General features: G+C 29.6%; 28 protein-coding genes and 3 tRNA genes (1 of these 31 only partly in view). 5 read left to right on the top strand and 26 right to left on the bottom strand.

Annotated elements, in window-relative coordinates; translation table 11 throughout:
* From H5J23_RS04035 to H5J23_RS04005, 7 genes are all read right to left on the bottom strand, one after another.
* A protein-coding gene (locus tag H5J23_RS04035) for a hypothetical protein (RefSeq protein WP_185891040.1) crosses the window boundary here: on the bottom strand, positions 1-91 show its beginning. The gene continues 398 nt to the left of window position 1, outside the view; only the first 91 of its 489 coding nucleotides appear in the window; it begins with the start codon at positions 89-91; its stop codon lies beyond the left edge, outside the window.
* Between the two features lie 105 nt (positions 92-196).
* Positions 197-1,348, bottom strand: coding sequence for a hypothetical protein (locus H5J23_RS04030; RefSeq protein WP_185891038.1), 1,152 nt, complete (start codon positions 1,346-1,348; stop codon positions 197-199).
* A gap of 375 nt (positions 1,349-1,723) precedes the next feature.
* A complete protein-coding gene (gene rpsI, locus H5J23_RS04025) occupies positions 1,724-2,113 on the bottom strand; it encodes a 30S ribosomal protein S9 (protein ID WP_040406834.1) in 390 nt (129 codons plus the stop codon).
* A gap of 25 nt (positions 2,114-2,138) precedes the next feature.
* Positions 2,139-2,573 carry a 50S ribosomal protein L13 gene (gene rplM, locus H5J23_RS04020; protein ID WP_023052398.1) on the bottom strand — a complete coding sequence of 145 codons (435 nt, stop codon included), beginning with the start codon at positions 2,571-2,573 and terminating at the stop codon, positions 2,139-2,141.
* Between the two features lie 114 nt (positions 2,574-2,687).
* A complete protein-coding gene (locus H5J23_RS04015) occupies positions 2,688-3,299 on the bottom strand; it encodes an acetate uptake transporter (protein WP_185891037.1) in 612 nt (203 codons plus the stop codon).
* Between the two features lie 97 nt (positions 3,300-3,396).
* The gene (locus tag H5J23_RS04010; RefSeq protein WP_023052400.1) at positions 3,397-4,344 is read right to left on the bottom strand and encodes an ROK family protein; all 948 of its coding nucleotides are present in this window, start codon (positions 4,342-4,344) and stop codon (positions 3,397-3,399) included.
* 11 nt (positions 4,345-4,355) lie between these two features.
* On the bottom strand, positions 4,356-5,843 hold the full coding sequence (locus tag H5J23_RS04005; protein ID WP_185891035.1) for a carboxypeptidase M32: 1,488 nt from the start codon (positions 5,841-5,843) through the stop codon (positions 4,356-4,358).
* Positions 5,844-5,983: 140 nt separating this feature from the next.
* On the opposite strand from H5J23_RS04005, the gene trpS reads away from it, so the two are divergent.
* Positions 5,984-6,967 carry a tryptophan--tRNA ligase gene (trpS, locus tag H5J23_RS04000; protein ID WP_023052402.1) on the top strand — a complete coding sequence of 328 codons (984 nt, stop codon included), beginning with the start codon at positions 5,984-5,986 and terminating at the stop codon, positions 6,965-6,967.
* A 35-nt stretch (positions 6,968-7,002) separates the two neighbouring features.
* Here the strand turns inward: trpS and H5J23_RS03995 are convergent.
* From H5J23_RS03995 to H5J23_RS03965, 7 genes are all read right to left on the bottom strand, one after another.
* A tRNA-Arg gene (locus tag H5J23_RS03995) sits at positions 7,003-7,079 on the bottom strand.
* Positions 7,080-7,131: 52 nt separating this feature from the next.
* Positions 7,132-7,223, bottom strand: a tRNA-Ser gene (locus H5J23_RS03990).
* Between the two features lie 8 nt (positions 7,224-7,231).
* Positions 7,232-7,315 (bottom strand) — tRNA-Ser (locus tag H5J23_RS03985).
* Positions 7,316-7,406: 91 nt separating this feature from the next.
* Positions 7,407-8,108, bottom strand: a complete 702-nt coding sequence (locus H5J23_RS03980; protein WP_023052403.1) for a hypothetical protein — start codon at positions 8,106-8,108, stop codon at positions 7,407-7,409.
* A 66-nt stretch (positions 8,109-8,174) separates the two neighbouring features.
* Positions 8,175-9,764, bottom strand: coding sequence for an ATP-binding protein (locus H5J23_RS14320; protein WP_185891033.1), 1,590 nt, complete (start codon positions 9,762-9,764; stop codon positions 8,175-8,177).
* An 83-nt stretch (positions 9,765-9,847) separates the two neighbouring features.
* Positions 9,848-10,525: a response regulator transcription factor gene (locus H5J23_RS03970; protein WP_023052405.1), complete on the bottom strand. Its 678-nt coding sequence runs from the start codon at positions 10,523-10,525 to the stop codon at positions 9,848-9,850.
* Between the two features lie 81 nt (positions 10,526-10,606).
* Positions 10,607-11,443 (bottom strand): phosphate ABC transporter substrate-binding protein, encoded by an 837-nt coding sequence (locus H5J23_RS03965; protein WP_023052406.1) that lies wholly within the window; start codon positions 11,441-11,443, stop codon positions 10,607-10,609.
* Positions 11,444-11,695: 252 nt separating this feature from the next.
* Between H5J23_RS03965 and pstC the strand changes: the two genes are divergently transcribed.
* Genes pstC through H5J23_RS03945 form a run of 4 tightly spaced genes read left to right on the top strand, consistent with a single transcriptional unit; the run spans position 11,696 to position 14,929 of the window.
* The gene (pstC, locus tag H5J23_RS03960) at positions 11,696-12,577 is read left to right on the top strand and encodes a phosphate ABC transporter permease subunit PstC (protein WP_023051190.1); all 882 of its coding nucleotides are present in this window, start codon (positions 11,696-11,698) and stop codon (positions 12,575-12,577) included.
* A gap of 13 nt (positions 12,578-12,590) precedes the next feature.
* Positions 12,591-13,430, top strand: coding sequence for a phosphate ABC transporter permease PstA (gene pstA / locus H5J23_RS03955; RefSeq protein WP_023051191.1), 840 nt, complete (start codon positions 12,591-12,593; stop codon positions 13,428-13,430).
* 32 nt (positions 13,431-13,462) lie between these two features.
* Entirely contained in the window at positions 13,463-14,224 is a 762-nt protein-coding gene (pstB, locus tag H5J23_RS03950; RefSeq protein WP_023051192.1) for a phosphate ABC transporter ATP-binding protein PstB, read from the top strand.
* Positions 14,225-14,236: 12 nt separating this feature from the next.
* Positions 14,237-14,929, top strand: a complete 693-nt coding sequence (locus H5J23_RS03945; RefSeq protein WP_023051193.1) for a PhoU domain-containing protein — start codon at positions 14,237-14,239, stop codon at positions 14,927-14,929.
* A gap of 11 nt (positions 14,930-14,940) precedes the next feature.
* Here the strand turns inward: H5J23_RS03945 and H5J23_RS03940 are convergent, their stop codons facing one another.
* The 12 genes from H5J23_RS03940 to rho all read right to left on the bottom strand — a co-directional run bounded on the left by H5J23_RS03940 (position 14,941) and on the right by rho (position 24,574).
* Complete coding sequence (locus H5J23_RS03940; protein WP_023051194.1) at positions 14,941-15,828, bottom strand: polyprenyl synthetase family protein; 888 nt, start codon at positions 15,826-15,828, stop codon at positions 14,941-14,943.
* Positions 15,815-16,036: an exodeoxyribonuclease VII small subunit gene (xseB, locus tag H5J23_RS03935; RefSeq protein WP_023051195.1), complete on the bottom strand. Its 222-nt coding sequence runs from the start codon at positions 16,034-16,036 to the stop codon at positions 15,815-15,817. Before xseB ends, H5J23_RS03940 begins: the two co-directional genes overlap by 14 nt.
* A gap of 14 nt (positions 16,037-16,050) precedes the next feature.
* Positions 16,051-16,599, bottom strand: a complete 549-nt coding sequence (rsmD, locus tag H5J23_RS03930) for a 16S rRNA (guanine(966)-N(2))-methyltransferase RsmD (RefSeq protein ID WP_023051196.1) — start codon at positions 16,597-16,599, stop codon at positions 16,051-16,053.
* An 18-nt stretch (positions 16,600-16,617) separates the two neighbouring features.
* Positions 16,618-17,649 carry a tRNA preQ1(34) S-adenosylmethionine ribosyltransferase-isomerase QueA gene (gene queA / locus H5J23_RS03925; RefSeq protein ID WP_185891031.1) on the bottom strand — a complete coding sequence of 344 codons (1,032 nt, stop codon included), beginning with the start codon at positions 17,647-17,649 and terminating at the stop codon, positions 16,618-16,620.
* Positions 17,630-18,769, bottom strand: coding sequence for a peptide chain release factor N(5)-glutamine methyltransferase (gene prmC / locus H5J23_RS03920; RefSeq protein WP_185891029.1), 1,140 nt, complete (start codon positions 18,767-18,769; stop codon positions 17,630-17,632). Before prmC ends, queA begins: the two co-directional genes overlap by 20 nt.
* A 2-nt stretch (positions 18,770-18,771) precedes the next feature.
* Positions 18,772-19,845: a peptide chain release factor 1 gene (gene prfA, locus H5J23_RS03915; protein WP_040407570.1), complete on the bottom strand. Its 1,074-nt coding sequence runs from the start codon at positions 19,843-19,845 to the stop codon at positions 18,772-18,774.
* A gap of 111 nt (positions 19,846-19,956) precedes the next feature.
* On the bottom strand, positions 19,957-20,367 hold the full coding sequence (locus tag H5J23_RS03910) for a hypothetical protein (RefSeq protein WP_040407573.1): 411 nt from the start codon (positions 20,365-20,367) through the stop codon (positions 19,957-19,959).
* Between the two features lie 11 nt (positions 20,368-20,378).
* Positions 20,379-20,705 carry a hypothetical protein gene (locus H5J23_RS03905; protein WP_023051201.1) on the bottom strand — a complete coding sequence of 109 codons (327 nt, stop codon included), beginning with the start codon at positions 20,703-20,705 and terminating at the stop codon, positions 20,379-20,381.
* Positions 20,706-21,158 (bottom strand): RNA polymerase sigma factor, encoded by a 453-nt coding sequence (locus tag H5J23_RS03900; protein ID WP_023051202.1) that lies wholly within the window; start codon positions 21,156-21,158, stop codon positions 20,706-20,708.
* Positions 21,159-21,216: 58 nt separating this feature from the next.
* Positions 21,217-22,266: a flavodoxin-dependent (E)-4-hydroxy-3-methylbut-2-enyl-diphosphate synthase gene (gene ispG / locus H5J23_RS03895; RefSeq protein WP_185891027.1), complete on the bottom strand. Its 1,050-nt coding sequence runs from the start codon at positions 22,264-22,266 to the stop codon at positions 21,217-21,219.
* Between the two features lie 47 nt (positions 22,267-22,313).
* Positions 22,314-23,327 (bottom strand): peptidoglycan DD-metalloendopeptidase family protein, encoded by a 1,014-nt coding sequence (locus H5J23_RS14290; protein WP_023051204.1) that lies wholly within the window; start codon positions 23,325-23,327, stop codon positions 22,314-22,316.
* Positions 23,327-24,574, bottom strand: a complete 1,248-nt coding sequence (gene rho, locus H5J23_RS03885) for a transcription termination factor Rho (RefSeq protein ID WP_023051205.1) — start codon at positions 24,572-24,574, stop codon at positions 23,327-23,329. The genes H5J23_RS14290 and rho overlap by 1 nt, the downstream gene beginning before the upstream one ends.
* Between the last annotated feature and the right edge of the window lie 6 nt (positions 24,575-24,580).

Below are 24,580 nucleotides of genomic sequence, written 5' to 3'. Positions count from 1 at the left end.
ATGAATTTTTTTCAATATTATTATTAACTCTTTCTGGAACGTTAGCTATTAAAACTGTTGATATTATAAAATACAATAAGAATTCTTTCATTTTTCCTCCTCATATTAAATATTATTTATAAAAAAATTTCCTTGTAAGAATTATTCTTACAAGGAAATAATATTTTAAACTTAATTACTACTATTATTTATAGAATTAGAAGTTTACTTTCATACCAGCGAATGCGTATGGCTGCCATCTCCAGTCATTAGCTGAAGACTGGTTTTCATTATCCCAGTTTCTATACTCTGCTCCTACTCCACCGTTTAAAGAAACAGCAGGTGTTAATTGGTAGTTTACTGATACATCTAAAGCTGTATATAAGCTATATGTATTTTTCTCTGTTGTTGATGCTGGTACAGCTGGCGTTGTTGTTGTCACAGGTGGCTTATTTCCTGTTGTTGTCGTTGTTGTCGTTGCTGCTTTTGCAGAAGTGTATCTTTCATATTGTCTGAAGATATATGGATCATATCCTCCAACAAAATTAAAGTCTACATTTGTCTTTTCTCCAGCGTATAATCCAAATGTTCTATATAAGTAAATCTCCCATGTTACATCAAATGATCTTTTCTTAGTTGATGTAGCTGATGTTTTAAACTCTTCATTATAGAAGTTTTGATCTAAGTATAAAGTTCCGTCCCAAGTAAATCCAAATGGTAAATTACCTGCATACTCAATATCTAAACCAATTGTATTTAAATAATTTCCACCATTATTTGCTGCCATTGAATGATATAAACTAGGAGCTAAAACTATTTTAGATAATAATCCACCTTTATTTTGGTAAGCTGCATATCTTAACATATACTCAAAGTTTTGAGAATCATTTTCTTCATCTCTATATTGTAATCTAGAAGTTAAAACATCATTATGCTTGTAAGAATATCTTAATCTAGTTTCAGTTCCGTAATCTTTTCCTAATTTGTCAGAACCATCTTCTAAATTTGTATAGTCTCTGATTCTTCCTTCTAATCTAGAATTTTCAGTCATTTGAACTCCAAATGTTGTTTGAAGTCTTGCTCTATTGTTCGCTCCTCTATTCCAAGTATCTTGGTTAGTATCTGGTAAGTTTCCTGTTGGATTCATTCTTACTTTATCATTATGCCCTTCAGTTTCTCCGTACGCTCTGTACTCTAATCCGATGTATCCAGATGGTCTGAAAGCTTCCTCTACTACTACCTCTTCAACCACGTCTGCTACTACTACTACCTCTTTCGATACTTCTACTGGTGCTACTACAGCCTCTTTTGCAGATGCAGTTGCTCCAACTACTAATAAAGAACCTAATAAAAGTGCTAACTTTTTCATATAAATTCCCTCCAGTTATTATTTTTTTTAGAAATCCCCGTTTTTGAATTTCTCCCGTTACCTAGTTTATACAATATTTTAATCTTTTTGTAAATATTTTTTTATTTTTTTCCAAACTTTTTACTCACTTTTTACGTCTACTTTGTTTACTCTTAAATCATTTTTTTAATTAAAAATCCACTTTTTGTAAAATAACACTTTATTTTATAATATTTTTTCAACTCACACTTCACTGAACTTATAGTCATTAGCTTTTTAACATATATTTTTTTTATCTTTAAATTTATTATATATATTTATTTTTTTATGTCTTAAAATAAAAAAAAAGCAGATACATAATTGTATCTGCAATAATTTTTTTGAATAAAAAAGCGATTATCTCTTTGAGAATTGTGGAGATCTTCTTGCTTTTCTCTTTCCGAATTTCTTTCTCTCTACCATTCTTGAGTCTCTTGTTAAGAAACCAGCTTCTTTTAAAGCCCCTCTTAAAGTCTCATCAGCTTCTAATAAAGCTCTTGATAATCCGTGTCTGATAGCTCCAGCTTGACCAGCGTTTCCTCCACCGATTACGTTTACTTTAACTTCAAACTTATCTAAAGTTTCAGTTAATGTTAATGGTTGCTCAACGATTTTAGAAAGTAACTCTCTTCCACCGAAGTAGTCTGCCATAGTTTTTCCGTTTATTTCAATTCCTTTTCCACCAGGAATAAGTCTTACTCTTGCTACTGAAGTTTTTCTTCTTCCAGTTCCTCTATATTGAATCATTTCTGCCACTGTCAATCCCTCCTAATTAAAATTCTACCTTTACTGGTTTTTGTGCAGTATGAGCGTGCTCAGCTCCAACAAATATTCTTAATCTTGTTAACTGCTCTCTTCCTAATCTGTTCTTTGGAAGCATTCTCTTAACAGCTAGCATTAAAGCTTCTTTAGGATTCTTTGCAAGAATCTCTTCTAATCTTCTTTCTTTTAATCCACCAGGGAATCCTGAGTGACTGTAGTAAACTTTATCTGTTAATTTCTTTCCAGTTACAGCTACCTTTTCGATATTTGTAACGATTACGAAGTCTCCTCCGTCAATATGTGGAGTGTAAGAAACTTTATCTTTACCCATTAATTTTTTAGCTATTTCTGCAGCTAATCTTCCTAAAATTTTTCCTTCTGCGTCGTATTGAACGAATTCTCTTACAACGTCTTCTTTTCTTTGCATTGCAGTGTATTTCTTCACGTTTTTTTTCCTCCTCGAAAATAGTTATATTTTTTAATATAACGAACGGCGTTCCTTTGTGGGAAAGGATTTATTATACCTATATATTATATCTATTTTTTCCTTTTTTGTCAATTACTTTTTGAAGATTCCTAAAGGTTTTCCTAGTGGTAAAAACTCTCTTTCAAAAGTTTTATTTAAAACATTTGCAGCTGATCCGTAGAATGACATCATAGCTATTGCAAACTCTGATACTGCAGCTAATGTATGCATTGCATGAGGAGCAATTCCAAATGTTGTTCCTGCTAATCCTATAAATAGGAAGTCAATTAATATAAATATTATTAATAATGTTTTATTAGTTTCAACAGCTCCAACTGTCATGTATAATGTGAATATTAAATATCCTATAAATACAAATCCAAAAGCTTTAGGATCCGCTGCAGCTTTCATAGCTTCACCAAATACTCCAAGTTGTATCATCCAGCTCATAGCCATTCCAAACCAGAAGAATGCATATCCACCAAACGCTGTAGTTCCAAATACATTTCCATGTTTAATATCATTTAAACAAGCTATTAACTGAACAAAAGCTCCTAAAAATATTGCCCAAGGAATTACTAACGATACTCCACTTACAATTCCAAACTTATTTGCTGATGCTACTAATGTAACTATTGCAAGACCTAATAGTCCTAATGCTGAAGGGTCTGCTACTTCAATTTTTACATGATTGTTTTGATTCATTTTCTCTTTTCTTACTCCTTAATTAATTTTTTTACGCAAGGAGTATTTTAACCTTTTCATAAAACTTTGTCAACAAATACTTAACTTTATTTATTTTTTATATTGTTAATGCTGAAGCCCCTTTTATTCCTGCATCATTCCCAAGTTGCCCTAATTTAATTTGAAGATTTTCAATTGTTATTCCTAGGGCATAATTTGGTAGTTTTTCTTTTACTTTATCCAACAAAATATCTCCAGCTAAAGCTACTCCTCCTGATAAAATTATTACTTCTGGATTTATAATATTTAAAACATTTCCAATTCCCATAGCAAGATATTCTGAAACATAATCGACAATTTCTAAAGAGAATTTATCTCCTTTTTTAGCAGCATCAAAAACATGTTTAGCTTCTAATTTATTTAAATCACCATCTATCAATCTATAAAGTTCATTATTTTTATTTATTTGTAATCTTGATAAAGCTTCTCTTATTACTCCTGTAGCTGATGCATAAGCTTCAAAACACCCTTTTTGACCGCATCCACATACTTTTCCTTCTTTTTCTAATTTCATATGGCCAATTTCTCCACCTGCACCAGTTGCACCGGAAATTAATTTACCATCTATAAATATTCCACCACCAACTCCTGTTCCAAGAGCTATTGTTACACTTTTAGAATATCCTTTTCCAGCTCCATACAAAGTTTCTCCTAGAGCTATTACGTTAACATCATTATCCAATCTTGTTTTTATTCCAGAAATCTCTTCCATTTTTTCACTAATATTTATATTTTTTTCCCAAGGGAAATTAGCAAAAAAACCAACTTTTTTCTGATCAATAACTGGTCCAGGTATCCCCATACCAATACCTTTTATCATATCTCTAGATATATCTAACTCATCTGATAATTCTAAAACAGTACCCCAAATTTTATTTAAAGTATAATCTACTCCCTCTATTGATTCTGTTTTTATGCTTGTACTTTTTAAAATATCGCCATCAGAATTTAGTATTCCAATTTTACTATTAGTACCTCCAATATCTATTCCTACAAAATATTCCATAAAACTCCCTCCTAATTATAAATATTTTTATATTTTTCTTTTAAATACTCTATATAATATTCTGGATTTAATTCTTCTCCAGTTACTGAAACCATAATCTCTTTAGGTGTTTTCAACTTTCCATATCTATGAATTTTTTCTCTTAACCATTCTTTAATTCTTTTTAATTCTCCTCTTTCCAATGTTCCTTCTATATTTATATCTTTTTTCATAGCATTTAAAATTTGAAGTGAATATACATTTCCTAAAGCGTACGATGGAAAGTATCCAATAAGACCACAAGACCAATGAACATCCTGCAAAACACCTTCAGAATCTGTTGATGGAACTACTCCTAAATATTCATACATTTTTTCATTCCAAACTCTTGGTAAATCTTTTACCAAGTATTCTCTTGATAAAATCCCTTTTTCAATTTCATAACGTATCATTATATGTAGTGAATACGTTAATTCATCTGCTTCAACTCTGATTAAAGATGGCGAAACTTCATTTATTCCTTTATAAATCTCTTCTAATGTTAACTTTGATAATTCACTATATTTAAATTTACTTTTTTCTAGAATCCCAAACCAAAATTCCTTACTTCTCCCAATAATATTTTCATAAAATCTCGATTGAGATTCATGTATACCCATAGAGGCTCCATCAGATAAAATCGTATCTTTTAAAATTTCATCTACTCCCTGTTCATATATTCCATGTCCACCCTCATGAATAGTACTAAAAACACTTGAAAACGGAAAATCTTTTAGATATCTCGTTGTTAATCTAACATCATCTTTATTTACAGTTAATGTAAATGGATGGGCACTTTCTGATAAAACTCCTCTTTCTAAATCAAACCCAATATACTCTAAAATCTCTTTTGAAAAAAGCTTTTGATTGTATTCTGAAACTTCAAACTTCACTTTCTTTTGAAAGTCTCTTTTGTTTTTATTTACTTCTTTTAATAAAGGTACAATCTCTTTTTTTAATTCTGCAAAAAAATTATCTAGCTTTTTAACGTTCATTCCCTTTTCATAATCATTCAAAATTTCTGAATAAACATCCTCTTTTATTCCTCTATACTCTATAAACTTTCGATTAAAATTAAAAATTTGCTCTAAAATAGGAGCAAAACTTTCAAAATCATTATTTTCTCGAGCTATCTCCCATATCCCTTGAGCTTTAGCTGTAAGTTCAGAGTACATTTTATACTCTTCACTAGGTATAACTTTTATTTTTTCAACTTCTTCTTCTAAAAGTTCTATCTCTCGTTTTATTATATCATCTAATTTTTCTTCATTTTTTTTCAATTCTTTTAACATCTCTAAAAACTCTTTAGAAGTAGTTAAATTATAGCTCTTTAAGCTTAATTCTCCTATCATTTCAGAGATCAATTTATAACCACCTTTTGGTGCTTGGGTTTCCAAATCCCACTGAAGTAAAGCTAACATAGAATCTATTATTTTTTTCTCTTTTATCATTTCTCTAAATTTATTTATTTTCTCTTCCATAATTCCACTCCTTTACCCTTTTACTTAATTATATTGAATTTTTTCTTCTTTAACAAGATTTTTCACGTTCTATTGATAATTTTAGTAAAATAATGTAAACTTATATATAAAAATATAATAATAGTATAAAAGGAGTTTTTATGAAAAGAAGTATATCTGGTATCCAACCCAGTGGAATATTACATTTAGGAAACTATTTTGGAGCCATGAAACAGTTTATAGAAAACCAAGATAAATATGAAGGTTTTTATTTTATTGCAGACTATCATTCACTTACATCTCTTACTGATCCAAAAGCACTTAGAGAAAACTCTTATAATATAGTTTTAGATTATTTAGCTTTAGGACTTGATCCTGAAAAGTCAACAATTTTTTTACAATCAGATGTTCCTGAACATACAGAGCTTATGTGGTTACTTTCTAACATTACCCCTGTAGGTCTTTTAGAAAGAGGTCATTCATACAAAGATAAAGTTGCTAAAGGATTTACACCTAATACAGGACTTTTAACTTACCCTGTTCTTATGGCTGCTGATATACTTATGTATAATGCCGACATTGTTCCAGTGGGAAAAGATCAAAAACAACATCTAGAAATGACAAGAGATATTGCACTAAAATTTAATCAGCAATATGAAGTTGAACTTTTCAAACTTCCTGAGCCTCAAATTTTAGAAGATTTAGCTGTTATTCCTGGTACTGATGGACAAAAAATGAGTAAATCATATGGTAATACAATTAATATGTTTGCATCTAAAAAAGAGCTTAAAAAGCAAATTATGAGTATTGTTACTGATTCTACTCCTTTAGAAGAACCAAAGGATCCAAATAACAATATTGTTAAACTTTACGAACTTTTTGCAACTAAAGAACAAGTTGAAGAGATGAAAAATAAATTCGTTGCTGGAAACTATGGATATGGACATGCTAAAACTGAACTTTTAAATGCTGTTCTTGAATACTTTAAAGATGCTAGAGAAAAAAGAGAAGAATTAGTAAATAATATGGAATATGTGGAAGAAGTTCTTGCTAAAGGAGCTGCTAAAGCTAGAGAAATTGCTAAAGCACAAATAACAGCTGCAAAAAAAGCTGTTGGATTAATAGGAAATGCATATAATAAATAAAAAAAGACAGTGAAAACTGTCTTTTAATTTTTTTATGGCGCACCCGAGAGGAATCGAACCCCTAACCCCCTGATCCGTAGTCAGGTGCTCTATCCAATTGAGCCACGGATGCATATTTGTCTATAAAAAAAAGGTAGTCATTCTACCTTAAACTGCTTTTATAATGGCGGTGAAGGTGGGATTTGAACCCACGGTACGGGATTAACCGTACTCTCCCTTAGCAGGGGAGTGCATTAGGCCACTCTGCCACTTCACCATCCTTTATGGCGGAAGGTCAGAGACTCGAACTCTGAAGTCTTGCGACGCCGGTTTTCAAGACCGGTTCCTTACCAGTTAGGGTAACCTTCCGTACACAAAGATAGTATCATTTTTTTTATTAATTGTCAAACACTTTTTTTATTTTCAAAAAAAAAGCTGCCTTAAAAGCAGCTTTAATTAACTATTTTTCTTCAGTACCTGTTGTTTCAGTTACTTCTTCTTTATTTTCTTCCTCTTTTGGAATAGGATTTCCAAACATCCACTCAATTTGTCTTCTAACTCCAGTTAATTCTACAACTTGACCATCGAATTCTAATCTATCATTTTCAGGAATAGCTAAGAATCCATCCTCTATTGGAGCATCTTTTAATAAGTTATGCTGAATTTTTATAGCATTCTCAAACCCAAATGGTTTGAATTCTGTTTTTACACTTCTAATTAACTCATCATTTTTAGAAATCTCCTCCACTTGCTCTGGAGTGAATCTTCTTTGTGGTGGGTACTCTGCTATAAATAAAGTTTCTGTTTTTAAAAACTTTAATTCTTCTCCCTCTTTTTCAAATATATCTATTGTATATCTTCCTCTTGTTTTAACTAAAAATCTATCAATATCTACAATCTTTTTTCCAACACCTAAAGGGTCTACCATTGGTGTTAACTCCCCTCTTGATATTAAATCATCATCTGGTCCATTTAATCTAACTTCAAATACTGTTGGTTTTGTAATCTCCTCAAAAGTTAAAACAATTGATAATCTCATCATAGGATGAGGAAATATAGGTTGAATTATATTATCAAAAGAGCCAAATATATCTACAGCTCCTCCTACTTGTTGACTCATCTGAGCTGCATGTGCAACTATTATATTTTTTACCTTAGCCATCTTATCCCCCTTTTTGGTTGTTTTGTTCTAATTTACTATAGCATACCTGTTTTAATTTGTAAATTTTTATTTCAAGATTGTAAATATAAAAATAGTACCTTTTCCTTCTTTAGAAATAACATCTACTTTCCCTCCACATCTTTCAACCAATTCTTTTACAATGGAAAGTCCTAATCCCGTTCCAGCCTTATTACTTGTCCTTGCTTTATCTACTCTGTAAAATCTTTCAAATATTTTCTCTACATCTTCTGGTGAAATTCCTACTCCATTATCTTTCACACCTATTTTATACATACTTTTTGTTTCTATTATCGATATTTCTATTTCTGGTCTTAAGTCTCCTCTGTATATAATAGCATTTTCAACTAAATTTTTTAAAATAGTCAAAACTTTTTCAAAATCAATTTTTAGTTCCCCATCTTTATTTAAAAGATTTAAACTATAAGTTATATTAGCTTCACTTGTTTTGATTCTTTCGTTTAATATTGCGTGTAGTTCTGTTTTTAATCTTGCCACTGGTATCTTTTCAATATTAACAATATTTGAGCTTTCAATCTTACTTATATTTAAGAAATCTGAAATTATATTCTCTAATTTGTCTATATTATTTTTTATAGTTTTTATAAACTGAATTTTCAATGGCTCAGGTGCATCTTCTAACGCAATTACATACCCCTTTATATTTGTTAGAGGTGTTTTTAATTCATGACTTACATTACTTATAAAAGTTTTTTGAACTTCTATCATTCCTTTAGTTTGAGTTATATCTTTTATAGATAATAAGTATCTTTGATCTTGATCTAAAAATTTAACATTTACACTAAAATATCTTTTTAATCTTAAAATATAAACTTCAGATTTTTGATTCTGTTTTTCTCTTACACTTTTTTTTACTATATCTATAATTTCAATATCTTTTATTAAATTTAAATAATTCAATTTCTCCTTTTCATAAAGATAATTAAATCTACTATTTTTAATTATTAATTGTAAATTTTCATCAAAAAGACATATTGAAGAATCTATAGATGTTATTATTTGATGTAAAATTCTCTTTTCTCTATTAAGATTAACTATATTTTCCAAATTTTGTTTTTGCCACTTTTGGACAATATCCCATAAATTGAGAATCCAAGGGTCTTTTTCAAAATACAGATTTTCTCCATTTCCTTTTTCTTTTAAAAAATCTTCAATAACTTCTATCTTTCTATACAAATCTCTTTTCAAATATTTTTTATAAAAAGCATGTATTATAAAGTTTAAAAATGTAAAAAATAAAAGTTCTGCAACTAAAATTATCTTTAACATTTTTAAAGTATCTCCATAATTTTTAGAAACTCTTACAACTACTTTTTCTCCCTCTTTATTGCTTCTTTCAACTGCATAGTATGCCATAGTCTCATCTGAAATGGAGCTTTTCCTTATATCAAATCCTATCCCAGCATTTTTTACTTCAAGAACTTCCCTTCTATTTCCATGATTTTCTAGCTTTCCTTCTTCATTATATTTTCTTGAATCATATATAACCTTTCCGTTTAAACCGATTATATTAAATCTCATATCAGAATTTTCAAATATTTGTTGGTAATCTTTTTTGTCATACTCCTTTATTAAATTAGATATAATAAAAACATTTTCTTTTAAGCTGTTTTTCACCCCATCTTTATACAAGTGAGATAGAAATGAAATATTAGTTATTACAAAAATTATTTCAATCATAACTATAAAAAATAAAGCGATTATCTCTTTTCTTCTAATCTGTATCCTACTCCTTTCACGGTTTTTATACACTCTGTTAAAAATGGTATTTTCTCTCTCAATTTAGATATATACACATCTACAGTTCGATCACCTGAATAATAATTACTTCCCCAAACTTTATCTAAGATTTTCTCTCTACTTACTACAATTCCTTTATTTTTAACTAAAAGCAAAAGTAAATCATACTCTTTCTTAGATAATTCTACTTCTTCACCGTTATTTGTAACTAAATGTTTATCTTCATCTATTTCTAAATCTAAAAATCTATTTCTTATTTTTTTATTTTTTTCTTGCTGATTAAGAAGTTTTTTTCCTCTTAAGAGAAGTTCTCTAGGATCAAATGGTTTTTTCATATAATCGTCCGCTCCAATTTCTAACCCTTTCAACACATCTTCAACTTCTGTTTTAGCTGTTAGCATAACTATGTAAGGAGTTCCGTACTCATCTTCCATCTCTTTTACAATCTTCGTAAAATTTATTCCATCTAAATTAGGTAGCATTAAATCTAAGATGATTAATTCATGTTTATCTTTTTTCAAATACTTCAAACCTTCTAATCCATCAGAAGCTACGGTTACTTTATAACCCTCTTTTGTGAAATAATAGTTTATTAACGCCTGTATCTCTAAATCATCTTCAACTACTAGTACCTTCATATCATCTCTCCCTATTTTTTCTTTTTATTATATCATAAATATAAAAAAGGTGTCCTTTTTTCATCAGGACACCTATACCTACTATTTTGCTGGAACAAATCCCTCATCAGCAACTACTCTTTGTCCATCTGCTGATAATGCAAAGTCAACTAATCCGTTTACATCTTTATTATCTGTATCTATAACATACCAATAGATTTCTCTTGCTATTGGATATTTTTTATCTGCTACATTTTGTACACTAGGTTCTATTGAATCTACTTTTAAACTCTTTACAGATTTGTCCATATATCCCATTCCTATATATCCGATTGCATATTTATTACTCTTCGCTTCTTGCTTTATAGCTTCATTTGAAGGCATATACAAAGTATTTTTACCATATTCTGCATCTTTCTTTGTATTCTCTTCTCTTATAATATGCTCTTTAAAAAATTCATGTGTTCCAGATGATGAATCTCTAGACAAAACAACTATTGTAGCATCGTCTCCTCCAAGCTCTTTCCAATTAGTAATCTCTCCTCTAAATATTTTAGCTAAATCCTGATGTGTTAAATCATTTACTTTATTTGAGTCATTTACTATTACTGTTATACCATCATACCCTAAAACAACTTCTTTTAATTTTAACCCTTTCTCCTCTGCTGCTTTTACCTCTTTATCCTTAATATTTCTAGATGCCATTCCTATATCTGCTGTTCCGTTTATTAAAGATGAAATTCCTACTCCAGATCCTCCACCTGTAACAGCAATTCTAGCATCCTTATTTTTCCCCATATACTCTTCAGCAATATATTGAGAAACATTTACTATTGTATCTGATCCTTTTACTTGAACAACTTTTGATGCCATTGCTGTTGTTGAATACGCTCCCATCATAGCCATTAACCCCATTAGAAAAAACTTTTTCATTTTCATCCTTAAACTCCTCCTAAATTTTATCTTTATTTTAATTTTTAATTTTCTATTCTTGAAAATAGTATAGAACATCAATGTTAATCTAATTTAAATTTAATGTAAAAAAACTGTAAAAAATTTTTTACAGTTTTTTTACATACAATTAATCTTATTTTAACAAGTAAGATATATTATATTCGTATATAGTTTAATTTTAGTTTAAAATTAGTTTAATTTTTTTTTAATTTTTTAACATAGATTTAGGAGGTTATCATGCATAATATAAGAAAAGTTAAAGATTCTTTTATGAATGGAGTTCATTCTGTTGTTGGAATTTTTAACATTCTAATTGTTATACTTATATTCATTTTTATTTTAGTTAATAGTTTATCTTTCTTTAAAGACTATCCTCTTTCAAAATTTTTCTTTGGAACAGAATGGATATCTCTTTCAGGTAAATACGGACTTTTACCACTTTTAGTTGGATCATTTTGGGTAACGTTAGTTGCACTTTGTATCTCTATTCCTATTGGAATTATAACTACTATATATATATCTGAATTTGCTAATAAAAAAACAAAAAAAATCATTAAAATTATTATCGAAACAATGTCTGCTTTACCCTCAGTTGTTTTAGGATATCTAGGATTATATGTTTTATCTGGATTTATAAAAGATTCATTTAATTTACCAAGTGGACTAAATGCTTTAACTGGAGGAATTATGCTTTCTTTTATGGCTATTCCTACTATAGTAAGTTTATCTGATGATGCATTAAATGCCCTTGATAAATCTTACCGCGAAGCTTCTCTTGCTCTTGGAGCTAATAAATTGGAAACAGTTTTCAAAGTTCTTTTACCTGCTGCATTTCCTGGAATTTTCGCAGGTATTATGTTAGGATTCGGAAGAATTATTGGTGAAACTATGGCTGTACTTATGATAACTGGAAATGCTCCTATAATGGCAACATCTCCACTATCTCCTGTTAGAACTCTGACAGCTACAATCGCTGCTGAAATGGGAGAGGTTGTTCAAGGAAGTCAACATTACCACGCTTTATTCGCTATCGGTTTGGTATTATTTGCAATAAGTTTCTTAACAAATAGTATTGCAGATAAGTATATTAGAAAATCAAGAAAACTGATGGGTAAATAGGAGGAGTATTTAAATGAAAATTTTAAAAGGAAAAAGTGGTATCGCTATCGAATTATTTATTAAGACAATTGCTTTATTAGCAGTAGTCCCAATTTTTCTGATATTAGGGTACATCATCTATAAAGGTGTTCCTGCAATCTCGTGGGAGTTTTTAACCGAAGTTCCTAAGAGAGGAATGAGAGCAGGAGGAATTTTCCCAGCTATTGTTGGAACTATCTATCTAACTCTTGGAACTATTGCTGTTTCTGTTCCATTTGGAATTTTTACTGGAGTATATCTTGTTGAATATGCAAAAGATAACGTATTAACTAGATTAATCAACTTAACTATTATTAACTTAGCTGGAATACCTAGTATTATATATGGACTTTTCGGAATGGCATTATTCGTTATATACTTTAAGTTAGGTGTTTCAATATTATCAGGATCGTTAACTTTAGGTATTATGTGCTTACCTGTTATTATAACAGCTACAAGAGAAGCTCTTTTAGCTGTTCCAAATAGTCTAAGAGAAGCATCTCTTGCTCTTGGCGCAACAAAATGGGAAACAATTTCTAAAGTTGTTGTTCCCGCTGCATTGCCTGGAATCTCAACTGGAGTCATCTTGAGTATTTCAAGAGCCGCTGGTGAAACTGCACCTATTTTATTTACAGCTGCAGCATTCTATTTGCCATTTTTACCTCAATCAATATTTGATCAGGTTATGGCTTTACCTTATCACCTTTATGTTATATCAACACAGGTACCTAATATGCCACAAAGCAATATGCATGGAACTTTATTTGTTCTGGTATTTATAACTGTAGGATTTAACCTTATTGGTGCATATATTAGAAATAAATTTGAAAAATAATAATCTCGTATAATTTTGGAGGAATATATAGTATGAAACAAGACGTTAGAATATCTGTTAAAAACTTTAATTTTTATTATGGTGATTTTAAAGCTTTAAAGGGTATAAATATGGATATAATGAAGAATAAAGTTACGGCACTTATTGGTCCATCTGGATGTGGTAAATCAACATTTTTAAGATCTTTAAATAGAATGAATGATCTTATATCTAGTGTTAAATATGAGGGTGAAATTTTACTTGATGACCAAAATATCTTTGATAAACAATTTGATATTGTTGAACTTAGAAAAAAAGTGGGAATGGTTTTCCAAAAACCAAATCCATTTCCTAAGTCTATCTATGAAAATTTAGTTTATGCTCCTAAACTACACGGAGAAACTAATAAGAAAAAATTAGATGAAATTGTAGAATCATCTCTTAAAGCAGTTGCTCTTTGGGATGAAGTAAAAGATAAACTTCACCAATCTGCTCTTGGGTTATCAGGAGGACAACAACAAAGACTTTGTATAGCTAGAGCTATCTCTATCAATCCTGAGATACTTCTTATGGATGAACCAACTTCAGCTCTTGATCCAATATCAACTGCTAAAATTGAAGAGTTAATTGTTGAACTTGCAAAAAATTATAGTATAGTTATTGTTACTCACAATATGCAACAAGCATCAAGAATATCTGATTACACTGGATTTTTTTATCAAGGTGTTTTAGAAGAGTTTGGTGAGACTTCTAAGATATTTACTACACCAAGTGTTAAGAAAACCGAAGATTATATAACAGGAAAATTTGGATAAAAAGGAGATTTTATGAGAACTTTAAACGAATCTTTAAAAGCTTTAGACGAACATTATTTAGAAACATTAAAATATGTTGGTAGAAATTTTGATGTAAATTTAGAGATGCTACAAAACAATAGTTTTAATCCTACACTTTATGGAGAAGCTAAAATGATAGAAGATTTTATTAACTCTTTTGAAGTAAAATTAAAAGAGGATTCTATTATTACAATGGCTAGATTTCAACCAGCAGCTAAAAATCTTAGGAAGTTAGTAATGATTATCAATAGCGTAAGAGTCCTTGAAAGAATGGGTGATCTTTTAAAAGCGAATTTATCTTTAATTAAAGATATCGAAAAAAAATCTCCAAACTTAGCTTATGCTCTAAGTGAGAAAGTTTTACCAATCGCAAAAAAAATCAGAGGTCTTTTTCAAATGTATGTTGATGCTTTTTTAAATGAAGACGTACGTTTACTATATAATGTTCTTTATTTAGATGAAGAGATTGATGACTTAATCAATGCTAACACTGATTATTTTCTTACTAAAATGAAAGAAACTCCAGATAATGTTGTTGGAGGTTCTGAACTTATGCTTTTAGATAAAAAATTTGAAAGATTATCAGATCATATAATACATTTAGCAAGTGATTTAATTTATATTTTAAATGGTGAAAATACTAGAAAAGCTGAATTACAAAATAAAGGAAAAGGGAACCAATAATGGTTCCCTTTTTAATTCTCTCTAATTCCTATGTAATCTGCTAACTCTAAAAAAACTTTAATTTTTTCATCTGGAAAAATATTTAAACTTCTTTTAGCATCTGAGATAACTTCTTTTAAAATCTCTTTACTTTTCTCAATTCCAAATATACTTGGATATGTCGTCTTTTCCAGTTCTAAATCACTACCAATAGGTTTTCCTATTTTTTCAAAGTCACCTTCTATATCTAATATATCATCTTTAATTTGAAAAGCTAATCCTATTCCATCTGCATAGTTTTCTAAAGCTTTATACTCCTCTTCTGTTGCTTCTGAAATTATTGCTCCTATCTCCACTGGTAATTTTATTAATTTCCCAGTTTTATTTTCATGGATATATTTTAAAGTTTCCAAAGACACCTTCTTTTTTTCACTTTCTATATCTACTGTTTGTCCACCAATCATACCATTTATTCCAGCATATCTTGATACCATCCCTATTATTTTTACAAGTTTATCTGAAGCTACTCCTTTTGTTTCATCTGTTATAACTGAAAATGAATGCGTTAATAAAGCATCTCCTATTAGTATTGCTTCCGCTTCTCCAAACTTTTTATGAGTTGTTAATTTTCCTCTTCTATAATCATCATTATCAAGAGCTGGTAAATCATCATGAACCAAAGAATAAGAATGAATCATCTCTATTGCAACAGCTATTGGTAATCCTAAATCTATTTTTTTATCGAAAAGTTCTAATACCATTAATAATAAAATTGGTCTTAATCTTTTTCCTCCATTTAAAACAGAGTATCTCATACCTTCTGCTATTACATTTGGATATTCTAATTTATTTAAATGATATTCTATATTTGAATCCACAAGTTCTCTTTTAGTTTTTAAGTAATTTTTAAGCATTTTCATCAACCTCTAGTTGAATATTATCATTTTCTGAAGTTACTTTGATTATTTTCCCCTCTGCTTTATTCAAAATATCTGAGGATTTTTTTAATAACTTCATAGCTTTTTCATACTCTTTAATTGATTCATCTAAAGATAACTCACCTTTATCTAATTTTTCAATTATCATATCAATTTCATTAATATTATACTCAAAACTATCTTTTTTCATGGATCCTCCCTCTTTTATCTTGTATAGAATGTCACAACTTTTTTTCCATATTTTCTTTCGTCTGTCTTTTTAAATTCTCCAACTTCTTCAGACATATCTTCATACATATGATGTTCACAAATTATTAATCCATTTTCTGCTAATAATCCAGCTTTTGATATAGCTCTCATAACTCTCTCACAAACCTCATCTTTATAAGGAGGGTCCATAAAAATTATATCAAATTTTTCACCTTTTCTTCCTAAAATCTCAACAGCTCTTAAAGTTTCATTTTTGTAAGCTCTTGATTTATTCTCATATCCTAAATTATTGATATTTTTTATTATATATTTTAATGCTTCTTGATCTTTTTCTATCATTACAGCTCTTTTAGCTCCTCTACTTAAAGCTTCTAAAGCTATATTTCCTGTACCACTAAAAAGATCTAAGAATCTAGCATCAGTTATATATGGAGCAATTATTGAAAATAGAGATTCCTTTATACTATCTTGAGTAGGTCTTGTATCTGTACCTTTTCTACACTCTAATCTCTTCCCTTTTGCTTCTCCTGCTATTATTCTCATCTTTTCACCTCTTTTTTATTAATAAATAAACATTGCATCTCCAAAACTAAAGAAATGATACTCCTTTTTTACAGCCTCTTTATACACATCTAACATGAACTCTCTATTTGAAAGAGCCGATACTAACATAAGAAGTGTCGATTTCGGTAAATGAAAGTTAGTTATTAATGCATCTATAACATTAAATTTATATCCTGGGTATATAAATATCTCTGTACTTCCTGTTTTAGAAATTAAGTTCCCATCCATATCCACAGATGATTCCAATGCTCTAACAGTTGTTGTTCCAACAGCTATTATTCTTCTATTCTCTTCTTTTGCTTTTTTTATTCTTTCAACAGTATATAAAGGAATTTCAAAAATTTCCTCATGCATTTTATGGTCTAAAACATCTTCAGTTTGAACTGGTCTAAATGTTCCTAAACCAACCTCTAAAAATACATCTAATATTTCAATACCTTTTTCTTTTATTTTCTCTAAAAGTTCTTTTGTAAAATGTAATCCAGCTGTAGGTGCTGCAACTGATTCTCCCTTTATTGCATAAACTGTTTGATATCTATCTTTTGTTTCTAAAGCTTCTACAATATATGGAGGTAATGGCATTTTTCCAAGTTTATCTAATACTTCTTCAAATGCCCCCTCATATTCAAATCTTAAAACTCTATTTCCATCTTCTTTTATCTCTAATAGCTCAGCTACTAACTCTTTATTTTCACCTATTTCAAGCTTTTGTCCCACTTTTAATTTTTTAGCAGGTTTTAATAAACATTCCCAAGTATCTAAACTAACTCTTTTTATTAAAAGTATTTCTAAAACTCCACCAGTTTCTTTTTTTCCAAAAAGTCTAGCAGGTATAACTTTTGTTGAATTTCTTACTAAAACATCCCCTGGTTTTAGATAATCTATTATATTAAAAAAAGTTTTATGTTCTAATGTTTGATTTTCTTTATCTACTACCATTAATTTAGAGTGATCTCTAGGCTCTCTAGGCTTTTGACCTATAAGCTCATCTGGTAAATGATAATCATAATCAACTAACTTTGTTGACATCCTCTTCACCACTCTTTCTTCCTATTACTACTCTCTCTATTCCACTATAATCATTAACAATTGCTATTATTTCAAATCCAGCTTTTTTCATAAATTGACTTACTTCATGTGCCTGATTATACCCAACTTCAAAAGCTAAATAACCTTTATCCTTAAGATATTTTGAAGATTCCTCTGATATTTTTTTATAGAAATAGTAACCATCTCCATTATCTGTTAAAGCACCTTGAGGTTCATGCTGTTTAACTTCTGGCATTAACTCTTCATATTCATCTTTAGGTATATATGGTGGATTTGAGATAATCATATCATAATCATTATCTTTTATATTTGAGAAAATATCTGACTTAATAAACTTTAAATTACTTTCTACATTATTAATCTTTCTATTTTCTACAGCAACCTCTAAAGCATCTGTACTTATGTCCGCTCCTAAAACCATAGCACTTGGAATCTCTTTAGCTAGAGTTACAGATATCGCTCCACTTCCAGTTCCTATATCTAATACTTTAGGATTATCTATCTCATTTAAAATAAATTTACACTGCTCTACTAAAATTTCTGTATCTGCTCTTGGGATTAAAACTCTCTCATCAACTTTAAAAGGTAACCCATAAAACTCCCACTCTCCTAAAAGATATTGTAAAGGTTTTTTTTCCTTTGCTCTTTTATAAAGTAAATCTTTTATCTCTTCTTTTTCTTTTAAAGTAATCTCTTTTCTTAAATTCATAAATAGCATTGTTCTCTTTACTTTTAAAACATGAGCAAATATATATTCTGCATCTAACTTACTATCTTTTACATCATTTTTATTCAAATACTCTATACTCTTTTGTAAAAGTTCTCTATTTTCAGAACTACAATCTTTCTCTTCAACTAGACTTATCTCTTCTTTTGGAAGTTCATCAAAAGTTAATCTATTTCTAGCCATAGCTTTCAAATAATTTTTTATTTTATCTTTTTGCTCTAAATTAAGCTCCATATCAAAATAAGCATAAAGAGTTATTCTTTCTAGATTTAATACATGAGATATTATCTTTTCACTTTCTAATCTGGGTTTTGAAAAGGAGTATTTTTTCAAATACTCCTCAGAAAATTTTAATATATCTAATAATTTCATAATTACTCCGCTGAACTTGAAAGCATTTCTGCTTGAGCAAATGTAGTCAGAGCATCTATCATATCATCTATATCTCCATCTAAGAAAGCTTCTAATTGATGTGCTGTATATTTGATTCTATGATCTGTTATTCTTCCTTGTGGATAATTATATGTTCTTATTTTTTCTGATCTATCTCCTGATCCAACTTGAAGTCTTCTTTCACTTTCAACAGCTGATCTTTGCTTTTCTAACTCCATCTCATAAAGTTTTGAAGCTAAGTGCTTCATAGCTTTCTCTCTATTTTTTAACTGTGATCTCTCATCCTGACACTGAACGATTACTCCCGTAGGTAAATGTGTTATTCTAACTGCAGAGTCCGTCATGTTAACGTGCTGACCTCCCGCTCCTGATGCTCTAAATGTATCAATCTTTAAATCAGATGAGTTTATTTTTACGTCTTGAACTTCATCAACCTCTGGTAAAACTGCAACTGTTGCTGTAGATGTATGTATTCTTCCTGATGATTCAGTTTCAGGTACTCTTTGTACTCTATGAACTCCTGATTCAAACTTAAGTCTTGAATATGCTCCTTGACCATTTATTGAGAATACAGCCTCTTTTATTCCTCCAACACCAATTTCTTGTTTTTCTATTATTTCAACTTTCCATTTGTGTCTCTCAGCATATCTCATATACATTCTAAATAGGTTTCCAGCAAATAAAGCAGCTTCGTCTCCTCCTGCTCCGCCTCTGATTTCTATTATAACGTTTCTATCATCATTAGGGTCTTTTGGAAGTAATAATACTTTCATATCTTGCTCTAGATTAGGAATTATTTCCTCAATCTCTTTTAATTCCTCTTGCATCATTTCTCTCATATCAGGGTCTTTTTCTCCTCTGATATTTTCTTTTATAAAATCTAAATCTTCTTGATATCTTTTATACTCTTTGTACTTTTCAACGATAGGTGTTATATCATTTAATGCTTTATTACACTCCATCATTTTTTTAGGATTACTTAAAACTTCTGGAGAACCTAAAGCTTCTGTTAACTCATTAAACCTTACTACAACTTCTTCTAATTTAGTAAACACTATCTTCACTCCTTTTTATATCTATACTTTAACTTATAAATTATACCATACTTACTTTAAAAATAAAATAAAAAATCTTCTTCCATTATTATTAAGGAAGAAGATTTTTAACTATTGTTTTTCTCTTGATTGTGATATTCTTTTTAACGATAACTCTCTAGCTTTCAAGTACTGATCTGTTGTTATATATTTTTGAACTTCTATCTGATACTTCAGTCTATCCTTTATAATTTCAGCATCTAAAAGTCCAACCTTCTCTACTAATTCATTTAATTTTTCAAGATTTTTTTCTGTGCCATCCAAAATATATTTATTAATTTCAATCTCTAATGCTTTTTTATCCAATGTTTTTAATTTATATTGAATACTAGCTTGTTCAATTATAACTTTAACTCTATCAATATTATCTTGACTTACCCCTACAGCTTTGAAATCGTCATCTTTAACTATCCCTATTCCCGATGTTGCATAGGCTGATACACTAAATACAAGTATCAACAGTCCCATCACTATTTTTTTCATAAAATCCTCCACTAAATTTGTAGATCTGTTACAAAAAGATTTTCAGTATTAAAATCTCTTTTGTTTATTTTTATTTCATCAGCTTGAAATAAATCATCGATTGTAAAACCAATCTCTTTTTTATCTGAAACTTTTCTTTGTAGCTCTCCACTTTCTAAAGCCACTAACTTCTCTGTAGGAGAAATATTTCTTTTAACTAAATCATAAGATGTCCCTGTAAAGACTCCAACTACAAAAAGAGACAAAGAAAAAAATGAGATTTTTTTATTTCTTTTCTTCTCCTCTTCTAGTAATGATTTATAAATATTCGCTCTTACTCTCTCTTTTGGAGATACCATTTATATCACACCTCCCATGTCTTTAATTGCCTTGTAGTATATCGTTTTTACTGTTGATATATTCATTTCTTTCATATCTGCAATCTCCCTCAGTTTATAGCCGTATATATCTTTTAAAACAACTATCTCTCTCTCCTGGAAAGGTAGTTCTTTTAATTTCTCCTCTAAAAGGATTGGAATATTAAAGTCTTCATTACTTTCAACACTTAAAATCTCATCATTTAACTCTAGATTTAGCTTTTTCTTTCTAAAAAAATCATACGTTTTATTTATAGCAATTCTATAAATCCAAGTATAAATATTGCTCTCTTCTCTAAAGCCTTTAAGATTTTTATAAACACTAATGAATACTTCTTGAGCTATGTCTTCGGCATCTTCGGCATTTTTTACTGTTGATAGTATTTTATAGTATATTCTATCAAAATACTCATTATATATCTGATCAAAATCCATTTAAATACCTCATTATTTTAGCTTTATAATTTTAGACTACAAAATTCTTAAAAAAGTTTTAATTAAAATCATCTTCGATTAATTTTTTTAACTCTTTTAGAATATCCCCTTCATCAACCTTTTTAATTATCTCACCTTTTTTAAATAAAACTCCAACTCCTTTTCCACCCGCTACTCCATAGTCAGCTTCTTTAGCTTCTCCAGGTCCATTTACAACGCACCCCATAACGGCTATTTTTATTTTTTTATCTACTTTTTCAAACTCTTTTTCTACTTGATGTGCAAGTCCTATCAAATCTATCTCAGTTCTTCCACAAGTTGGACAAGACACAATCTCTACACCAACCTCTTTTAGCCCTAAAACCTTTAATATCTCTTTTGCAACTTTAATCTCTTCTACAGGGTCTTCTGTTAAAGAAACTCTAATTGTATCACCAATTCCATCAACTAATAAAGAACCTATTCCAATAGCTGATTTTATAGTTCCTTGAAATGCTGTGCCTGCTTCTGTAACACCTAAATGCAAAGGATAATTACACAACTTAGCTAGTTTTCTATAGGCTTCAACCATCATCTTTACATTACTCGATTTCAAAGAAATTATTATATCTGTAAAATTAAATTTTTCTAAAAGTCTCATGTGGTATAAAGCACTCTCTACCATTGCATCTGATGTTGGTTTTCCATATTTTTCCAATATTGTTTTTTCTAATGATCCTGAATTTACACCTATTCTAATCGGCACACCTTTTTCCATAGCTTTTTTTACTACAATTTCAACCTTTTCATCATTACCTATATTCCCTGGATTAATTCTTAACTTATCAATTCCATTTTCTATAGCTAATAACGCTAACCTATAATCAAAATGTATATCAGCTACTAATGGTATATCTATTTTCTCTTTTATTTCCTTTATTTTTTTCGCGGCTTCTTCTGTATTAACTGTAACTCTGACTAATTGACACCCTTCTTCTTGAAGCTTTTTTATTTGATTAACTGTTTTTTCTACATCTGTTGTCGGAGTATTTGTCATCGATTGAATAATAATATCATTTCCACCACCAATCAATATATTTCCAACTTTTACAACTTTAGAATCTCTCATTTTTCACCTCTCGTAAAATTTAAAAAAGCCCTAGTATAATCCTAGGGCTATCTAACTAAATAATTCATTGGATTATTAGCTTTTCCGTTCTTTCTAATTTCAAAATGTAAATGTGGTCCTGTTACTCTTCCTGACATTCCAGTTTTTCCTATAACTTGACCAGCTTTAACTCTATCACCTGTTTTTACATACATTTTATCTAGATGAGCTGATCTTGTTTCAAAACCATTGCCATGATTTATTTTAATTATTTTTCCATAACCTGTCATATATCCTGCAAAAACAACTGTTCCATCCTTTGAAGCCATTAAAGGAACATACCTTGCTCTCATATCAACTCCTGCGTGCTGAATATATCTTTTTAAAACAGGATGGAATCTTTTACCAAAAGGACTTGTCACTCCTGCCCATTTTACTGGCATTGTAAAATTTTTCTGTACGGTTGTTCTATTTACACTTCCACTACGAGTTAATCTTTTCAAACTCTCTTCACTTGGATTATATATAAATAGCTCTTCTCCAACTCTTATATTATCATTTCTTAAATTATTATATTTTCTTAAATCATCTACATCTATTTTATAAGCTAGTGCTATTTTAAAAAGGGAATCTCCTCTTCTAACTTTATAAAAAACACCATTAGATTTCACGATTTTTATTTTTTGTCCTGCTTTTAAATTATTGGAAATTCCTGGATTATTAGCCTTTAAAACCTCTAAAGATATTCCATTTTTATCTGCTATTCCACCTAAAGTATCTCCACTAGCGACTACATAACTTTCTAGCTTTGGGATTTCGTATGCTTGCTTTAAATCTAAATCTTCAAGAGGAACTCCTTCTATCGATTCATCTTCGCCTATTTTATACTCTTTTTCTATTGTATAAAAATTGCCATCAACAAGTTCAAATCCACCACCATCTTCAACAGTAGTTGTCTCTGAATAATATTCTGTAAACTTTTTTAAATCTACTACTTCTGATTTATAAGGTTTAAAAACTAATATTAACATAGCTATAAATGCTGCTATTATTATAGCAAATATTTTAAATATCTCTTTCACTATTTCCCCCTTGCAAAAGACTTCTCATACATTTCTATAAGTTTATCATTGCTTTCAGTTGATGAAATAGTATCAATTAACTTTTTCGTTGCAGTAGCTTTATCTAAGGATGATAGATATCTTCTTATATTCCAAATAGAATCTAATTTCTTTTTCCCTATTAAAAGCTCCTCTTTTCTAGTTCCAGATTTTTGAATATCTATAGATGGGTATATTCTAAGTTCTGCTAAGTTTCTATCTAAATGTATATCTAAGTTACCTGTTCCTTTAAACTCCTCGTATATAACATCATCCATTTTACTTCCAGTATCGATTAAAGCTGTTGCTAAAATAGTTAAACTTCCACCATTTCTTATATTTCTTGCTGATCCAAAGAACTTCTTCGGATAGTATAAAGCGGTTGGATCAATTCCACCTGAAATTAATTTTCCACTTGATGGTATTACTATATTATATGCTCTAGCTAATCTTGTTAAGGAATCCATCAAGATAACTATATTCTCACCATTTTCAATCTTTCTTTTCGCTCTTTCTAAAAGAGATTCAGTAACTTTTATATGATTTCTTGGATCATCATCAAAAGTAGAAGCATAAACTTGTGCCCCTTTTACAGTTTCTTTTATATCTGTAACTTCCTCTGGTCTTTCATCTATTAAAAGAATCCAAACTTCTATGTCTTTATTATTCTCTATTATAGAGTTTGCGATATTGCTAATCAGTACTGTTTTACCAGCTTTTGGTGGTGCTACTATTAACCCTCTTTGTCCTAATCCTATCGGTGCAATTAAATCTATTATTCTACCAGAGATATTTTTTGCATCTGTTTCTAATTTTAACTGTTCTGTTGGATAAGCAGGTATTAACTCATCAAATGGTATTCTTGACTCAGCCTCTTGAATACTTCCATTATTTATTAAAAGAACTTTTCTAAGTCCATAGTTATTTTCACCTTGAACAGCTTCTCTTACTTCACCTAATACAAAATCTTCAGTCCTTAATTTAAATTTTCTTATTTGTGAAGCTGATACATAGACATCTTTTTCAACATTTGTATTTCTCAAAAAACCATATCCATCAGCCATTACTTCAAGATTTCCCCAAGCTAAATGCATACCTTCTTTAGCATCTATTGCCTCATTTATTAATTCTACAATCTCTGCTTTTTTAGTTCTACTTGAATAATCAATATCCATTTGTCTAGCAATCTCTTGTAACTCTTTTAGCAAAAAATTTTCTAACTTCTCCATTGTACC

The sequence above is a fragment of the Cetobacterium sp. 2G large genome (assembly GCF_014250655.1).
GTDB lineage: Bacteria > Fusobacteriota > Fusobacteriia > Fusobacteriales > Fusobacteriaceae > Cetobacterium_A > Cetobacterium_A somerae.
The sequence above is the reverse complement of the archived record's forward strand: the minus strand, read 5'-3'. Positions and strand labels throughout refer to the sequence as shown.

Bases quoted from the DNA above. Each gene is read 5' to 3' on its own strand.
- queA (WP_185891031.1), bottom strand. From the start codon at position 17,649: ATGTCAACAAAGTTAGTTGATTATGATTATCATTTACCAGATGAGCTT.
- H5J23_RS04030 (WP_185891038.1), bottom strand. From the start codon at position 1,348: ATGAAAAAGTTAGCACTTTTATTAGGTTCTTTATTAGTAGTTGGAGCA.
- rpsI (WP_040406834.1), bottom strand. From the start codon at position 2,113: ATGATTCAATATAGAGGAACTGGAAGAAGAAAAACTTCAGTAGCAAGA.
- rsmD (WP_023051196.1), bottom strand. From the start codon at position 16,599: ATGAGAATAATAGCAGGAGAAGCAAAAGGGAAGAGATTAGAGTGTAGA.
- prmC (WP_185891029.1), bottom strand. From the start codon at position 18,769: ATGAAATTATTAGATATATTAAAATTTTCTGAGGAGTATTTGAAAAAA.
- ispG (WP_185891027.1), bottom strand. From the start codon at position 22,266: ATGAGAGATTCTAAAGTTGTAAAAGTTGGAAATATATTGATTGGTGGT.
- H5J23_RS03980 (WP_023052403.1), bottom strand. From the start codon at position 8,108: ATGGCTAAGGTAAAAAATATAATAGTTGCACATGCAGCTCAGATGAGT.
- H5J23_RS03945 (WP_023051193.1), top strand. From the start codon at position 14,237: ATGAGAACTTTAAACGAATCTTTAAAAGCTTTAGACGAACATTATTTA.
- pstB (WP_023051192.1), top strand. From the start codon at position 13,463: ATGAAACAAGACGTTAGAATATCTGTTAAAAACTTTAATTTTTATTAT.
- trpS (WP_023052402.1), top strand. From the start codon at position 5,984: ATGAAAAGAAGTATATCTGGTATCCAACCCAGTGGAATATTACATTTA.
- H5J23_RS04010 (WP_023052400.1), bottom strand. From the start codon at position 4,344: ATGGAATATTTTGTAGGAATAGATATTGGAGGTACTAATAGTAAAATT.
- H5J23_RS03910 (WP_040407573.1), bottom strand. From the start codon at position 20,367: ATGAAAAAAATAGTGATGGGACTGTTGATACTTGTATTTAGTGTATCA.
- pstA (WP_023051191.1), top strand. From the start codon at position 12,591: ATGAAAATTTTAAAAGGAAAAAGTGGTATCGCTATCGAATTATTTATT.
- H5J23_RS03905 (WP_023051201.1), bottom strand. From the start codon at position 20,705: ATGGTATCTCCAAAAGAGAGAGTAAGAGCGAATATTTATAAATCATTA.
- H5J23_RS03940 (WP_023051194.1), bottom strand. From the start codon at position 15,828: ATGAAAATGCTTAAAAATTACTTAAAAACTAAAAGAGAACTTGTGGAT.
- pstC (WP_023051190.1), top strand. From the start codon at position 11,696: ATGCATAATATAAGAAAAGTTAAAGATTCTTTTATGAATGGAGTTCAT.
- xseB (WP_023051195.1), bottom strand. From the start codon at position 16,036: ATGAAAAAAGATAGTTTTGAGTATAATATTAATGAAATTGATATGATA.
- H5J23_RS03965 (WP_023052406.1), bottom strand. From the start codon at position 11,443: ATGAAAATGAAAAAGTTTTTTCTAATGGGGTTAATGGCTATGATGGGA.
- H5J23_RS03970 (WP_023052405.1), bottom strand. From the start codon at position 10,525: ATGAAGGTACTAGTAGTTGAAGATGATTTAGAGATACAGGCGTTAATA.
- H5J23_RS03900 (WP_023051202.1), bottom strand. From the start codon at position 21,158: ATGGATTTTGATCAGATATATAATGAGTATTTTGATAGAATATACTAT.
- H5J23_RS04015 (WP_185891037.1), bottom strand. From the start codon at position 3,299: ATGAATCAAAACAATCATGTAAAAATTGAAGTAGCAGACCCTTCAGCA.
- rho (WP_023051205.1), bottom strand. From the start codon at position 24,574: ATGGAGAAGTTAGAAAATTTTTTGCTAAAAGAGTTACAAGAGATTGCT.
- H5J23_RS04005 (WP_185891035.1), bottom strand. From the start codon at position 5,843: ATGGAAGAGAAAATAAATAAATTTAGAGAAATGATAAAAGAGAAAAAA.